The following is a 14,676-nucleotide window of genomic DNA, read 5'->3' as shown; positions in this document are numbered from 1 at the left end:
ACTCGACGGGCCAAGGGGCCGCTTCAAAGTCCGAGCAGCATCTAACAGGAGGAATCACCATGGCAGGATCCATCGCAGGGGTCGCACTCATCACCGGAGCAGGACGAGGGATTGGAAGGGCCATCGCCGAGCGCCTGGCTGATGATGGGCAGGACATCATCGTTGCCGATGTCCCGGGAGCCCAGGAGAACGTGGATGAGGTCATCGCCGCCGTCCAGCAGCGCGGGCGCCGTGCGGTCGGGGTGGCCGGAGACGTGTCGAACCCCGAAGACGTGGAACGGATGATCAAGGAGGGTACCGAAGCCTTGGGTGACCTGACGGTGTTCGTGGCCAACGCCGGCATTGCGCAGGTTGACGAGATCCTGGACGTGAAACCCGAGGCGTTGGACCGCATGCTCGACGTGAACATCAAAGGCGTCTTCTATTCCTACCAGCTGGCGGCCAAGCGCTTCATTGAGCAGGGCAGCGGCGGGAAAATCATTGGCGCGGCATCCATCGTTGCTTTCCGTCCGTTTCCCATCCTCGCCTCGTATTCGGCCACCAAATGGGCGGTGCGAGGACTGACCCAAGCGGCCGCCATGGAGTTCGCCAAACACAACATCACCGTCAATTCCTATGCGCCGGGCGTGGTGGGAACCGCGATGTGGGATTTGATTGACGAGCGGCTCACGGCGCGTGAAGGAACCCCGAGGGGCAGTGCCCTGCAGGCGCAGGTGGACAACATTCTGGCTGGCCGTGTTTCCGAGCCGGAGGACGTCGCCAAGCTGGTGAGTTATTTGGCAGGGCCGGACTCGGACCACATGACTGGCCAGACTGTCTTGATCGATGGCGGCATCAACTTCTCCTGACGCATGGGCATTGACGAGGTTCGCCATGGAGCACTGTAGCTCCGCGGCGAACCTCTTCGCTGTTGGGTGAGTCGGCAAACGGCCGGCTCAGTGCCCACCGCCCAGGCATTTGCGCATCTTCAAGCAAGCGGTAGTTAGCCCTTCGACGTCCGCATTCTTGGGAGCCGTGCCTGACGATGACGAAATTCTGCGGGTCTTCGGCCTAGTTGAACTGCGTGTCCAGGTCGTTGGAAGAAGCTAAGAGCAATACGCCAGTGAGCCACGCCCGTCAGGAACCGCCGAAGACGGTAGCGCCCGAAAATAGAGCTTCTCCTTCTTGGGCGCCATGCGCCGGACCAGCGTATTTCGCGGACTTAAAAGAAGCCAATGGATCTGAACCGAAGATACAGGTTTGTTGAATCTCCGGCATAGCCGATCAGCTCGGCTGCCGGTAATCTTGTGAAATCTCTATGCAAGAGCAGGGGATTGGGCAAACAATTGTACGGTTCAACCAATTTGGCGCGCAGCATGCCGGATAATTGATGGAACACAGCAGGCCGGAGGAAGATACTCCGGTCGGAAGGGAATGATGGACGCTTCAGGCGACAGTAGATCTCATAGTTCCAACCCTCTGCCCGGAAGGCATGCCGGTCAGGCTCCACAGGTCAGGGGGTGCATGTAATTGGAATGGATCTCGCTACTCATAGCGCTTCTCCTCATTCTCGGTTGCGGATTATTCGTTGCCGCTGAATTCGCGCTGATCACGGTAAACCGGAATCAGGTCAAGCAGGCCGCCGCGAACGGCGACCGCCGTGCCTCCGGTGTTCTCAAGGGCATGGAAACATTGTCCACCCAGCTTTCGGGCGCCCAGCTGGGCATCACGTTGACCAACCTCGGCATCGGCTTCCTCGCTGAACCGGCCATCGCGGCCCTGGTCGTCGGGCCGCTGCAGGACTTCGGTCTCGACGAAACCCTGGCCCGCTCGGTCTCCATTGCCATTGCGCTGATCCTGGCCACCATCTTGACCATGGTCTTTGGCGAATTGGTTCCCAAGAACCTGGCCATTGCCAAGCCTTTCGAAACAGCCAAGGCCGTGGTGGGGTTCCAGCGCGGCTTCAGCGTCGTGACCAAGCCCTTCCTTTCATTCTTCAACGGCAACGCCAACTGGATTGTCCGCCGCTTCGGCATCGAGCCGCAAGAAGAGCTGGCCTCGACCCGTTCGGCCGAGGAACTGGTGGCCTTGGTGGGGCACTCGGCCCGCGAGGGACTGCTTCCCTCGGAAACTGCCGAAATGCTGCGCCGGACCGTGGCCTTCGGCAACCGCCGGGCCCATGATGTGATGACCGCCCGATCGCGGATGATCACCGTGACCGCCCAGGAGACGGTGCACGAAGTGCTGGAGCTTGCCGCGCGGACCGGGCATTCCCGCTTCCCGCTGGTGGACGAGGGCGGGCACCGCGTGCTGGGCATGGTGCACATCCGCGCCTTGCTCGCCATCCCCTACGCGCAGCGGCAGCAGTCCGCGGCCGGGGACAGTGCAGAAGATGCCTTCCTGGTCCCGGATACCATCGAGCTCGATGAGCTGATGGACCAGATGCGCAACGGCGGGCTGCAACTGGCGGTACTGATCGACGAGACCGGCGACGTCGCCGGGATGCTCACGCTGGAAGACCTCGTGGAGGAAATCGTCGGCGAAGTGCGCGACGAGCACGACCCGGAGGATTCCACCATCCAGGTGCTCTCCGGGAACTCCTGGCGGCTGGATGCGGCACTGCGGCCGGATGAGGCCAATGAGCTGCTGGGCTGCCAGATCCCCGAGGACTCGGACTACGAGACCTTGGCAGGACTGCTGACCGTGCAGCTGGGCAGGTTCGGCGAGGTGGGCGATGTCGTGCGCCTCGTGGTCCCGGGCGAGCCCGGTGGACCGCATAAGGAACTTGAATTCACCATCCACGCCACCGATGGGCAGCGGATCGCCAGTGTCGATGTGACGGTGTCCGAGCAGGCAGAAGGGGAGGACGCGCGATGAGCGACCTTATGGGAATTCTGGTGACGGTCGCGCTGCTGGCAGCGAACTTCTACTTTGTCGGCGCCGAATTCGCGCTGATCTCCGCACGCCGGAGCATCATCGAGCCCAAGGCCATGGAAGGCAGCCGCAGCGCCAAGATGACGCTGTGGGCCATCGAGAACGTCTCGCTGGTCATGGCCGGTGCCCAGCTGGGCATCACCGTCTGCTCGCTGGCGCTGGGCTATGTCACCAAGCCGCTGGTGAAGTACGCGGTGGCCGGGCCCTTCGAAGCCATCGGCGTTCCGGCAGGCATGATCGACGCGCTGTCCTACGCGATTGCGCTGATCGCGGTGACCTACCTGCACGTGGTGCTCGCCGAGATGGTCCCCAAGAACATGGCCTTGGCCGGACCCGAGCGCATGGCGCTGATCCTGGGCCCGAGCATGGTCATCCTGGTCAAGGTGCTGCGCCCGGTGCTGTGGCTGATGAATGCCATGGGCAACCTGGTGCTGCGGATCTTCGGCGTCGTTCCGAAGAACGAAGTGGCCAGCGCCTTTACCCGCGACGAGGTCTCTTCCATGGTGGCCGAATCCCGGGAGGGAGGCCTGCTCGATGCGCATGACGAGCAGCTGCTGCTGGGCGCCTTGCACTTCGATGCCCGGAGCATCGATTCCGTGGCGATCAGCTTCGATGAGGTGCAGACCTTGCCGGTGGATGCCACGATAGAGCAGATCGAGGCGGCGGCCGCGCATGGCTTCTCGCGCTTCCCGCTGGTGGACGCCGGCGGCACCCCGGTGGGCTATGTCCACGTCAAGGACGTGCTGGGCGCCGACGCGCAAGCCCGGGCGCGGCCGCTGCAGCCCAGCGGCATCCGCGAGTTGCCGTCCTTCGGGCAGCAGCAGAGCGTGCGCACCGCGCTGCAGGAAATGCAGCTCTCCGGAGCCCATTTGGCTCTGGTGCGTGATGGCGAAACGGGCAAGGCCACCGGCATGGTGACCTTGGAAGACATGCTCGCAGAGCTGGTCGGCCAGATCAGGGACGAGCACCGCAGCGCAAGCTAGCCGCAGCCGCGCAATGCACGGGTCGAAGCCAGGACGGGATTCCGTCCTGGCTTCGGCCCTTTCTGGCATCGGGAACTAATCCGCCGTGGCGAAGGGCGAGTTCTTGCGCGAAAGCAGCAAGGACAGCATTGCCCCGAGCAGCGCGAAGCCTGTGGTCAGCAACCAGGTGGCATTCCAGCCGCCGGTGAGTGTCGCCATGGATGCCAGCAGCATCGGGCCGGTGAAGTTGCCGATGTTGAAGATCTGCTGGGTCAAGCCCATCGAGGCAGGGGCCGAACCGCCGGGCGGAGCCAGATCGACCACCACGCGGGTCATGGTGGTCGGGATGGCCGCTCCGGCCAGCGAGAAGAAGCCAACGCAGATCATCTGGATCCACAGCAACCCAGGCGGGTAGTCGAAGGCGAAGGTGCAAAACGATGCCAGGGACATCAGCGCGAAGCCGGCTAGCAGCAGCGTGCGCCCATTGGCGCCACGCTGGAGCAGCCCTCCGCAGATGATCGCGCCCACCGCGTTCAGCCCGCCCACCACGGCCGAGGCCAAACCACCGGCCACCGGATCCAGGCCGAATTCCTCGTAGATGGTGGGCAGGAACCCCACTACTGCCATCCATTGCACCGTGTAGCAGCCGAAAATCAGGCCGCTGATCCACACGCGCGATGCCCGGGCGGTGATGGCGATGCGCCGGGCGGCCTCGCGCAGGGCCGCCGATCCGGCGGGTTCATCCGCACCCACGAACTTGAGGATCAGCGGAATCGGCAGCAGGGTGATGAACGCGAGGATGCCCCACCACAGGTGCCATGACAGGTGCTGGAGCACCATCGCCGTGGAGAAGACCCCGATGAAGGTGGCCATGCCCATGTAGGCGGCCCACCACCCCACGGCCATGTTCAGGTTCCGGATGGGGGCATGGAGGCGCACCAGCCCCGGCCCCATGACGGTAGCCATGATCACGCCCGCCCCTTCCAGGACGCGGGTGGCCAGCAGCAGCGGCGCGCTGGGGGACAAGGCGCCCAGCGTGCTGCCCAGCACCAGCAGCAGCAAGCCGAGGATCAGCGTGCGGCGCTGGGAGATGACTTCCGAAAGCAGGGAAACGGCCAGGCCGCCGGCCATGCCGGCTACCTGCACCACGCCCAGCAGCACGCCGGAGAAAATCAGCGAGAAGCCCAGTTCGTCCTGGATCACGGTCAGCGCGGGGGCGAGCTTCCAGATGTGCAGGCCGGCCACCACGCCGGAGGCCACGATGATGATCCAGGCCGCATTGGTCCGTTGCTGGACCTGTTCCATTTTGGCTTGCACTGCCGCCGATGCCTCCTCGCATAGGACGCGCCAACTGGTGCTCGGCGCTACTGTCCACTTCGGATTGTGGCACGGGCCGGGCAGCGATCCGGCATTCGTGTCATTGAACGGGAATCCCTGCCGGCGGCACTCCGGGCTGGATCAACTTGCCCAGGGCGAATTCTCCTTCGGCAGGTTGCAGGAGCGAGCTGAGAGTTCGCCGATATTTCCCGGGCGTTGCATTGCAGCACGAGTCCTCGGAGTAGTTTGGAGGCCAACCCGGCCGATCAAGCTCAGGAGGAATGATGTTCCGGCACAGTTCGTCCCGCACCCGGCAAGTGAAGGCAGCAGCGGCTCTTGGATGCGTCTTCATGGCGACAGCCTGCTTCCCAGCGGTGCCGGTGGACCCCGAAGGAACCCTGGACACGGTTCGTTCCGGGACGCTTCGGGCCGGAGTATCTCCTGCTTCGGATTTCGTGGAAATCCGGGATGGAGTACCCCAGGGCGCCGAACCAGCGCTCATAGAAGACTTTGCCCAGCATGCAGGTGCCGAAATCCAATGGACCATTGGTGGCGAAGAACAGCTAGTGAAGCAGCTGGAAGCAGGCCAGCTGGATTTGGTGGCGGGAGGCATCACCTCCAAGACGCCGTGGTCGGAAAAGGCTGGAGTCACTCGTCCCTACACGACCGCCATTGACGCCAAGGGCAAGGAAAGGAAAATAGTCCTGCTCGTGCCTCCAGGCGAAAATGCTTTCCTGTCCGAGCTGGAGTACTTCCTGGACCAGACGCAGGAGATGCCATGAAAAACGCTGCCGGAACGCACTTGCCTCCCGCGCAACGCGAACTCATGGCGCGCGCTGCGAAGCTCGAGTGGATCAGCATCGGATACACGGCGCTCACCATTACCCTTGTGGCACTAGTGGTGGGAAATTCGCAGGCCATGCGCACAGCGTGGATCGAAGACATGCTCTCAGTCCTGCCGCAGCTGGCCTTTTTGGCATCACTGCAGTTCACCCGGAGGGCTCGTCGGCGCTCGCACCCCTACGGCTACCACCGGTCCATGGGAGCCGGGCATCTGGTCGCAGGAGTGGCGTTGCTGGTCGTCGGCGCGATGCTCGCGTACGAATCGGTATCGGCTCTGGTTAAACTGGAGCACCCGACCATCGGAACCATGAACCTGCTTGGCCATACGGTATGGCAAGGATGGATCATGATGGCGGTCATGGCGCTGATCGCGGCACCGGCCGTGGTGCTGGGACGGTTGAAAATCAAGATTGCCCAACCGCTGCACAATAAGCTGCTCTACGCCGACTCCAAGATGGCCAAGGCCGACTGGCAGACCAATGCTGCTTCGATCGTCGGTGTCGCCGGAATCGGCGTTGGGTTGTGGTGGCTGGATTCCACCGCGGCGCTGGTGATCGCTGCCGGCATTCTCAAGGACGGCTGGGACAGCACGAAGTCCGCAACCTCGGATTTGCTGGATCGCCGTTCCAAAGGTGTCGACGGCACGGATCCGCACCCGCTGATCCCGGCCATGGAGGAACAGCTCCATGCCCTGGATTGGGTTCGCACTGCGGGATTGAGGGTCCGCGAACTCGGCCAGGTCCAGCACACGGAAGCGTTCATCGTTCCGGAATCCGATACCGTGACGCTTGCCCAATCCGAGGAAGCGCGAAAAGTGCTAGAGGGAACCGACTGGAAAGCGTATGACGTGGTGGTGACGATAGTTCCCGAGCTGCCTGAGTTCCTCAAGCAGGACTGAAAACCGAGGCCCGGGCCCTTCGCTTGAAGCGCAGTGGAAGCACGGCGATCCGGCGAGGAGAACCGGCGAGGCAGGGTGCTGGCGCTGGAGCTAGCAGCCCGCCTTGGCTGCCCCGCCGGACTAGCCGATATCGGTGGGTGACGTGGCTACTTGGCCAGGCCAGTCACTGCGCACGAAGCAGGGAATCTCATGGATTGCCGCGCTATGGGACCAGAAAGCGACGCGAAAGGGCATCATTTTCTCCGTGTGCTGCCGGGAGCAGAGTTCGCTGATGGTGGTTCCAGCTGGCAAATGGGGAACTTTGGGAAACAGCGGGCTGGGTACCGTGATGTGCCATAGCTGCAGGTCGTCGGTTTGGTCATCGTCAAGGACCATGAGTACAGCCCGGCCATGGACAGATACGAAGCCCATGACTTCATCCACTGGATCAGCTCGTTGCGCGAATACCACGGGCATGCCCTCCATCCAGCCGTACGCAGTGAGATGGGTTCTGGCCTCGGGGCAATGCAAAAGTTTTTCGACGCGTTGCATGGCGCGCATATGTCGTTCAGGCATGTTCATGTGATCCTCCGCTGATGGCAGCTCTCCGAAAGGTGACCGCCCACGAAGTCCTGCGGCGTTGAGCCGCGGAATTCCCCGGGTTTCGCCTTTGGCGCTCGGTGATCATCGTGGAGTGTTCTTCAAATAATACATCCCGTTTCCAACCGCCGGGCGGAGCCTCATGTTGGCAGATGCCCGAGGCGGTGCAATTCGCAGGGTTTCAAATAGCATGTCCCTGCGCAAGCCGTGGTAGAAATATGCGTTTGGTAGGACGAAATTGGCCGGATAAGTAGAGTCGAAGAATTGAATGACCAGCGAATGGGCACTTTCCTGTTTCGCCTCTTAAAGCTGTGGATCGAAGTAATTCTGCACTCAATACCCAGAGCGTTTTGGACCGCGCAGGTCCCGGAAAAAGCTCAGATGCCTGAAGCGGCGCGTATCAACGAGCCGGTCAAGTGCTTGGAAGGAATATAACTGTAGGCTATATAACCCTCGTTGGTCTCGCTTTGCTTGAAATCTTTCGTTAGTCCGGCTCCTGATCGAAGCGTTGCGTCTAGCCCGGTGTTGGTCTTGCTCTTCAGGACCGTGTCGGGTTGCTGGGTGCTGATCTTTGGCGTAAAAAGGTACGGTCGTTGCAACGCCTGATTGTTCAGGATGTTGCAACGACCGTTAGAACCCGTCGACCGCCTGCCCCGCTTTTGGGATGATCGACCTAAACGCGCTTAGCGTGCCTGGATGTCTGCAGCCTGAGGGCCCTTTGGGCCGGATTCAAGCTTGTATTCGACCGATTGTCCTTCTTCAAGATTCTTGAATCCGAAACTCTGAATTGCGCTGTAATGCGCGAAAACGTCAGCGGATCCATCAGAAGGCTCAATGAAACCGAAGCCCTTTTCGGAGTTGAACCACTTTACAGTGCCAGTAGCCATGTGTATTCCTAAATCGTAATTCGCGGCATGCCGCGATTTGAGCTTGTGCCACCGTAGCAGCACTGAAGCCATTATTTTTGTTGCATCCCGTGACACTTAATCAAGCATGAATAGCTTGGAGAGCCAGAACATCGAATTCTGAGTTCTGGGGTAAGAATTCACTGGAGACGCATGTAATAGCGGTCGAAGAGGTTCTATAGAAACGCAGTTTCAAACCGACTGCCCCACCACGGAAGTGGGGACGAATATTTCAAGTGATGCGATTCGCTCTCATGGGAAAAATTCCGAGGAAACGCTTATTAAAAATCCAAGGGAGGAACAATAGGAATTTTCAATTTTCCTTATTGGCTCTAATATCTAGACTACCATGAGGAGCTCGCTTAATCTCGCCGGTTTGCTGTGAGGGGAAGCCGAAGCCCTGCCACGGGAGCTGATTTCGTTGTTCTGTGCCTGCAGCAAGACCGTTATGGGATTCGGTATCCGGAGATCATCGGGCACTCGAAAGGATCCCGGGCCGATAGTCCGACCTTGTTCAGGTAGGTGATCACCTGCGCGTAGGATTCGCGCACGCTGGCCACGGTGTACGGGACCTGGTGCTCGTCGCAGTACTGGCGCACGATGCGCGAGACGCCGGCCAGGTTGGCGCGCGGCATGGACGGGAACAGGTGGTGCTCTACCTGGTAGTTCAATCCGCCGTAGACGTGGGAGAGCACGCGGTTTCCCCAGCTGGACTTGGCCATGACATTGCGTCCGGTGAGTACCTGGCGGGAGAAGAAGTCGATGCGGGCGTCCTGGGGAACCATCGGCATGCCCTTGTGGTTCGGGGCGAAGGACGCACCCATGTAGACGCCGAAGACTGCCAGCTGCACGCCGAGGAAGGCGAAAGCCATGCCCACCGGCAGGAAGTAGAACACGATCGCCAGGTAGATGGCGATGCGTAGTGCAATGCCGGTCATCTCGCGCTTGCGGTTCTTGACCCGGCCGGCCTTGAACAGGTACTTGATCGAATGCATATGCAGATTCAAGCCCTCAAGGGTGAGCAGCGGGAAGAACAGGTAGCCCTGGCGGTTGGTGATCCACTTGAGCAGGCCGCGCTGGCGCTTGGCGTCCTCGGTCTGGAAGGAGATGGTGTCCCACTCGATGTCCGGATCCTTGCCCACGGTATTGGGGGTGGCGTGGTGCTTGTTGTGCTTGTTCATCCACCACTGGTAGCTGATGCCCACGACGATATTGGCCAGGAACTGGCCCAGCTTGTCATTGCGCTTGTGCGAAGCCAGGATCTGGCGGTGTGCCGCCTCGTGTGCCAGGAACGCGAATTGGGTGAGCAGCAGGCCCAAGGCTGCGGCCATCAGCAACTGGAACCAGCTGTCGCCTAGGAGGATGAAACCGGTAACGGTGCCGGCTAGCAGCAGCGTCAGCACGATGCCCAACCCGAGATAGTGCCCGCGGCGGCGGCCGACCAGTCCAGCTTCGGTGACCAACTTTTTGATATGGAAGAAACTTTGAGGATCACCGGGTTTAACGGTGGGTGCTGGAACGTCCAGCAGAGAACTGCGAGGCAAATATAATCCTTGATTGAAAGAGCTCGCTGCGTCGTGAACAATAAATTACCCGACCGAGCCTATTACCCCCATTCTACTCAGGTTCACGGCCGCTCTCGCTGTTCTTCCGCTGTCAGATTCTGCTCTTTCACATATTTCTTTGAGTTCTATCCAGCTTTGAGGGCCAGTGAAGCTGCGATGCGTGTGAGCGCTTCCTCGTTGCCGATCTGCAGCAGCTCAGCGATCATCGCGACCATTGCTTCACCTAGCCGTGCAAGGATCGCCACGGCTTGCGTGTTGCCTCCTTCCAGCTCGGAGGCGATGATCAGGAAGGCTTCTCGGTCTTGGCGGACCAGTGATGTCAGTAGTGCGATACCTAGTGCTGCTTCAGGGCTGCTGCCCATGAGATATTCCCATCGATGAAGATAAATTCGGATGTTTCTTCCGTACACGCGGCGCAACGTCGGCAGCATCTTGAGCCTAGCAGGGTATTGAGGGAGCAGCTTCTCGTTATACAGCGCCTGCCAAGCGCCCAGCGCTGGAGCCCGAATAATCGATCGCAGTAGGGCCCATGGAGCAACTGTAGTAACTCTGTGAAACTTCCAGTGCCTCTGAAGTGCCCGGGCCCACTGCTTCAAAGCTGTGATATTAGTGGCTTAGGGCATGACTCTCCTTGATTAGCGAGCACGGACCTGACGACCAGTGCGGCCCTGAAAGTTCGTTATTCGAAAGTGCGAGCGAGTGATTGATGCCAAGTAATTGGTCCCTTGCTGGAGTAGCAGACGGGCCTACTCGATACTAAAGTGGCAACGCGACAACCCTAGGGAACCTGTTTTTCATCTTGGGGAAATGAACGAGCCGACACCTTGCAGTTGGGTGTGGACATGGAGCAAAAGATTCTGGACCGGGTTTGTTGTCAGAGGTGCGAGCAACTTCTGGGCGCCAGTATTGTCGGCAGTTTTACACGGCATGACCTGCTTACTTGCCAGATTGAATGTGCCAGTAAGAGTGGGCGGCGACAGGCGCTCCCTGACGACTCCGGTAAGTTCTGCCTCTAATCGGTTGCCATCATGATCCCAACCCAATCCCGGTCGCAGCTCCCACTGGCTATGGAAAAGCTGGGACAAGACATCATGTCGAGATTGGCCGGCCGACAGCCCTATGTTCCTCAGGGATAAGGTGCTGTCGAGAACATAGCTGGGGAGCACGATCAGGGGCTACCTTGGCTTTTCCTCCCAATGGTGGTTATATCCCGAGGATGCTGGCACGATCATCCTACTGCCACTATTGCTGACCGTGCGATCAGTGTGAACGAAGGAGCATCATGCATCTACCCGTACCCCGCGGAGACCTGTCCCAAGCGCTGAACAATGCGTTGCTGTGCAACCCCTCGGAGGAATACGCGGCCTATCTGGCAACGGTCGCAAGAGATCGGTTGGCTGCGGCTTCGGATGTGCTGGATGACGGGGACCTGCAGCTGAGCCTTTTCGTGCTCTACGAACTGCACTATCGGGGATTCGAAGAAGTCGATGACCGCTGGGAATGGAACCCCGGGCTCATTTCGCTTCGGGCCCGGATCGAGGAGGGTTTCGAGCAAGCGCTGCGCGAGGCTGCAGGCCCGATTCCAAGCGTGGAACCCAGCTCCGCGAAGGTGGCCCAAGCCCTGTTCGAGCTCGCTGCTGATGATGCTGGACCATCGGTCTCGAAGTTCATCCAGCGCAAGGCTACTGCCGGACAAGCACGCGAATTCCTGATACTGAAGTCGATTTACCAGCTCAAGGAAGCTGATCCGCATACCTGGGCGATCCCGAAACTCGAAGGTCGTGCAAAAGCCGCCATGGTGGAGATCCAGGCTGATGAATACGGAAATGGGCAGCTGCCGCGAATGCATAGCGAGCTGTTCAGGCAGACCATGAAGGGCCTGGGGTTGCGTGATGATTTCGGCGCGTACGTGGACCGCATTCCGGCGGTGACGCTGGCGGCAGTGAACATGATTTCGCTCTTCGGCATGCACCGGCGCCTGCGGGGAGCCATCACTGGCCACCTGGCACTGTACGAGATGACTTCCTCGATACCCCAGGCGGCTTATGCCCGCGGGTTCCGGCGCCTGGGATATGAATCCCCGGTGACCGATTACTTCGATGAGCATGTGGAAGCTGATGCGGTCCATGAGCAAATCGCCGGCCGCGACCTGGCGGGCGGACTGGCTGAAGACGAACCGGATCTGGTGCCCGACATACTCTTCGGAGCCCAAGCCGCGGCAGCTGTTGACGCGTTGGCCGGCGCAAAGTACCTGGACGCGTGGGAAGCTGGCAGATCAGCATTGCATGCCGGAGCGGGGGCAGTGGTATGAGCGAGGGGCGCAGCGCTTCGGAAGCCGCCATGATTACCGTTTGCCCGCAGGGCCCCTTGCTGCTCAGGGGAGATTTTGAAATCGTGGATGCCGAGGGGCAATCCATCGAGGCCCGGAAAGGGCCCGTCGCGCTATGCCGCTGCGGGGGCTCTGCCATCAAGCCTTTTTGCGATGGCACGCACAAGCTCATGAAGTTCGAGCGCCCGAAGTAGGGCACTGGATCCTGAAATGGGCTATTGCGCATCCGGGACCTGCAGCGTTTGATGCCGTTCGCTGAGCTGCCTGCGCGGACGCGGGAATGCGGCTATTTGGTGGATCCCGGATGGCGCGATCCCAGCCGCCTGGAATGCAGTTGCGTCAAGCCTGTCTAGGGCTTGGCAACCAAGCTGGCGCCTAGGGATTCCAAAGCGCCAGGGACGACGGAGTAGTACGCCCACACCCCGCGCTTTTCGCGGTGCAGGATTCCGGCCTCCACCAGGATTTTCAGGTGGTGCGAGACCGTCGGCTGCTTGAGGCCCAATGGTTCGGGCAGGTCGCAGACGCACGTCTCGGCCGATTCGCTGGCGGAGACGATGGACAGGATGCGCAGGCGATTGGGATCGCCCAGGGCCTTGAAGCGCAGTGCCAGCGCGTCGGCCTCTCCTGCGTTGAGGATTGCCTCGCCTTGGGATGGCGTGCAGCAGGCGTCGGCTGCCGGTGCTGGGGAAGTTCCTCCGGCAGGATTCACGGTGGCTGTGCTCACGGACCTTGGCTCTTTTCTTGGCTGGCGCCAGAGATTGACAAACGTCGATATGTTTCATCATACTCAAAACATCGACAATCGTCGATGCCTATTCTTGGAGTGATGAATCAGTGGCACCCGCGCCTGCGCTAGACACTGCCCCCGTGGCGGCAAAACTTTCCTTCCTGGACCGCTACCTGGCCCTGTGGATCCTGCTGGCCATGGGCGTCGGCTTGGGTCTGGGCCGCATCTTCCCTCAGCTGGGCGAGCTGCTGGACCGCTTCACCGTGGCCGGGGTCTCGGTACCCATCGCCATCGGCCTGCTGGTCATGATGTATCCGGTGCTGGCCAAGGTCCGCTACAACGAAACCGGCCGCGTGCTGGCCGACAAGAAGCTGATGATCACCTCGCTGGCGATCAATTGGGTCCTGGCCCCGGCGTTCATGTTCGTCCTGGCCTGGGTATTCCTGGCAGACCTGCCCGAATACCGCACCGGCCTGATCATTGTGGGCCTGGCCCGCTGCATCGCCATGGTGTTCATCTGGAATGATCTGGCCTGCGGGGACCGGGAAGCGGCCGCGGTGCTGGTGGCCATCAACTCGGTCTTCCAGGTCATCGCCTTCGGTGCCCTGGGCTGGTTCTACCTGCAGCTGCTGCCATCGTGGCTGGGGCTGGAAACCACCAGCGCCGAGTTCTCCATTGCCGCCATCACCGCCTCGGTCCTGGTCTTCCTGGGCATTCCGCTGGTGGCCGGCTACCTGACCCGCACCCTGGGCGAAAAGGCCAAGGGCCGCGACTGGTACGAGAGAAAATTCCTGCCGAAAATCGGGCCGTGGGCACTGTACGGGCTGCTGTTCACCATCGTGCTGCTCTTCGCATTGCAGGGCGATAACATCATCTCCAAGCCCCTGGATGTGCTGCGCATGGCGATCCCGCTGCTGATCTACTTCGTGGTGGTCTTCGGCGCCGGAATGCTCATCGGCCACTGGCTGAAGCTGGGCTACCCGCGCACCACCACCTTGGCGTTCACTGCCGCCGGCAACAACTTCGAGCTGGCCATCGCGGTAGCCATCGCCACCTTCGGTGCCACCAGCGGCCAGGCCTTGGCCGGGGTGGTGGGTCCGCTGATCGAGGTGCCGATCCTGGTTGCCCTGGTCTACGTGGCCCTGTGGTCCCGGAAATTCTTCCCAGCTGCCAAGGCTCCCGCTACTTCTGCCTAAGGAAAAAACTCATGACTGCTATCGAAAAGCCTTCGGTTCTCTTTGTCTGCGTGCACAACGCAGGGCGTTCCCAGATGGCCGCCGCCTTCCTCGCCCACCTCTCCGGAGGGCGCATTGAGGTCCGCTCGGCCGGTTCCGCCCCAGCCGATTCGGTCAACCCGGCCGCCGTTGAAGCCATGAAAGAAGTCGGCATCGACATGTCCGCGGAAATCCCCAAGGTGCTGACCACCGAAGCCGTGCAGGACTCCGATGTGGTGATCACTATGGGCTGCGGAGATGCCTGCCCATTCTTCCCGGGCAAGCGCTACGAAGACTGGAAGCTGGAAGACCCCGCAGGCCAGGGCGTGCACGGCGTGCGCCCAATCCGCGATGAAATCCGTGCCCGGATCGAGAACCTCATCGCAGAATTGCTGCCAGCCAGCTAGGCGCAGACCGTCTCCAG

At 60.9% G+C, this 14,676-nt stretch carries 15 protein-coding genes; 9 read left to right on the top strand and 6 right to left on the bottom strand.

Translation table 11 applies throughout. From position 1 onward, the window contains the following. Positions 1–59: 59 nt before the first annotated feature. From ACWICV_RS10035 to ACWICV_RS10025, 3 genes are all read left to right on the top strand, one after another. Entirely contained in the window at positions 60–848 is a 789-nt protein-coding gene (locus tag ACWICV_RS10035; protein WP_454090276.1) for an SDR family NAD(P)-dependent oxidoreductase, read from the top strand. Between the two features lie 661 nt (positions 849–1,509). Further along, positions 1,510–2,856, top strand: coding sequence for a hemolysin family protein (locus ACWICV_RS10030; RefSeq protein WP_454090277.1), 1,347 nt, complete (start codon positions 1,510–1,512; stop codon positions 2,854–2,856). Next, on the top strand, positions 2,853–3,896 hold the full coding sequence (locus ACWICV_RS10025; protein WP_454090278.1) for a hemolysin family protein: 1,044 nt from the start codon (positions 2,853–2,855) through the stop codon (positions 3,894–3,896). Before ACWICV_RS10030 ends, ACWICV_RS10025 begins: the two co-directional genes overlap by 4 nt. A gap of 75 nt (positions 3,897–3,971) precedes the next feature. Here ACWICV_RS10025 and ACWICV_RS10020 read toward each other — a convergent pair whose 3' ends face one another. Continuing rightward, positions 3,972–5,192 (bottom strand): MFS transporter, encoded by a 1,221-nt coding sequence (locus ACWICV_RS10020; protein WP_454090279.1) that lies wholly within the window; start codon positions 5,190–5,192, stop codon positions 3,972–3,974. 350 nt (positions 5,193–5,542) lie between these two features. Between ACWICV_RS10020 and ACWICV_RS10015 the strand changes: the two genes are divergently transcribed. Next, positions 5,543–5,974 carry a transporter substrate-binding domain-containing protein gene (locus ACWICV_RS10015; RefSeq protein ID WP_332727624.1) on the top strand — a complete coding sequence of 144 codons (432 nt, stop codon included), beginning with the start codon at positions 5,543–5,545 and terminating at the stop codon, positions 5,972–5,974. Continuing rightward, entirely contained in the window at positions 5,971–6,933 is a 963-nt protein-coding gene (locus ACWICV_RS10010) for a cation diffusion facilitator family transporter (protein WP_454090280.1), read from the top strand. Before ACWICV_RS10015 ends, ACWICV_RS10010 begins: the two co-directional genes overlap by 4 nt. A 120-nt stretch (positions 6,934–7,053) precedes the next feature. Here the strand turns inward: ACWICV_RS10010 and ACWICV_RS10005 are convergent, their stop codons facing one another. From ACWICV_RS10005 to ACWICV_RS09990, 4 genes are all read right to left on the bottom strand, one after another. Then, positions 7,054–7,488 carry a hypothetical protein gene (locus tag ACWICV_RS10005; RefSeq protein ID WP_400290076.1) on the bottom strand — a complete coding sequence of 145 codons (435 nt, stop codon included), beginning with the start codon at positions 7,486–7,488 and terminating at the stop codon, positions 7,054–7,056. A gap of 707 nt (positions 7,489–8,195) precedes the next feature. After that, on the bottom strand, positions 8,196–8,399 hold the full coding sequence (locus ACWICV_RS10000; RefSeq protein WP_105658961.1) for a cold-shock protein: 204 nt from the start codon (positions 8,397–8,399) through the stop codon (positions 8,196–8,198). A gap of 464 nt (positions 8,400–8,863) precedes the next feature. After that, on the bottom strand, positions 8,864–9,961 hold the full coding sequence (locus ACWICV_RS09995) for a fatty acid desaturase family protein (protein WP_454090281.1): 1,098 nt from the start codon (positions 9,959–9,961) through the stop codon (positions 8,864–8,866). 146 nt (positions 9,962–10,107) lie between these two features. Further along, a complete protein-coding gene (locus ACWICV_RS09990) occupies positions 10,108–10,344 on the bottom strand; it encodes a hypothetical protein (RefSeq protein WP_454090282.1) in 237 nt (78 codons plus the stop codon). Between the two features lie 920 nt (positions 10,345–11,264). On the opposite strand from ACWICV_RS09990, the gene ACWICV_RS09985 reads away from it, so the two are divergent. Both ACWICV_RS09985 and ACWICV_RS09980 read left to right on the top strand, forming a co-directional pair. Continuing rightward, positions 11,265–12,293, top strand: coding sequence for an iron-containing redox enzyme family protein (locus ACWICV_RS09985; protein ID WP_402471569.1), 1,029 nt, complete (start codon positions 11,265–11,267; stop codon positions 12,291–12,293). Next, positions 12,290–12,505: a CDGSH iron-sulfur domain-containing protein gene (locus tag ACWICV_RS09980; protein ID WP_105662146.1), complete on the top strand. Its 216-nt coding sequence runs from the start codon at positions 12,290–12,292 to the stop codon at positions 12,503–12,505. The genes ACWICV_RS09985 and ACWICV_RS09980 overlap by 4 nt, the downstream gene beginning before the upstream one ends. Positions 12,506–12,660: 155 nt before the next feature. On the opposite strand, the gene ACWICV_RS09975 is transcribed toward ACWICV_RS09980, so the two are convergent. Beyond that, positions 12,661–13,035: an ArsR/SmtB family transcription factor gene (locus ACWICV_RS09975; RefSeq protein ID WP_454090283.1), complete on the bottom strand. Its 375-nt coding sequence runs from the start codon at positions 13,033–13,035 to the stop codon at positions 12,661–12,663. 143 nt (positions 13,036–13,178) lie between these two features. On the opposite strand from ACWICV_RS09975, the gene arsB reads away from it, so the two are divergent. Both arsB and ACWICV_RS09965 read left to right on the top strand, forming a co-directional pair. Continuing rightward, positions 13,179–14,234 carry an ACR3 family arsenite efflux transporter gene (arsB, locus tag ACWICV_RS09970; protein WP_402471561.1) on the top strand — a complete coding sequence of 352 codons (1,056 nt, stop codon included), beginning with the start codon at positions 13,179–13,181 and terminating at the stop codon, positions 14,232–14,234. A gap of 11 nt (positions 14,235–14,245) precedes the next feature. Beyond that, complete coding sequence (locus ACWICV_RS09965) at positions 14,246–14,659, top strand: arsenate reductase ArsC (RefSeq protein ID WP_365945437.1); 414 nt, start codon at positions 14,246–14,248, stop codon at positions 14,657–14,659. Positions 14,660–14,676: the final 17 nt, after the last annotated feature.

It is taken from the genome of Glutamicibacter sp. NPDC055354, assembly GCF_053644955.1.
This window is presented reverse-complemented; position numbering and strand designations above follow the sequence as displayed.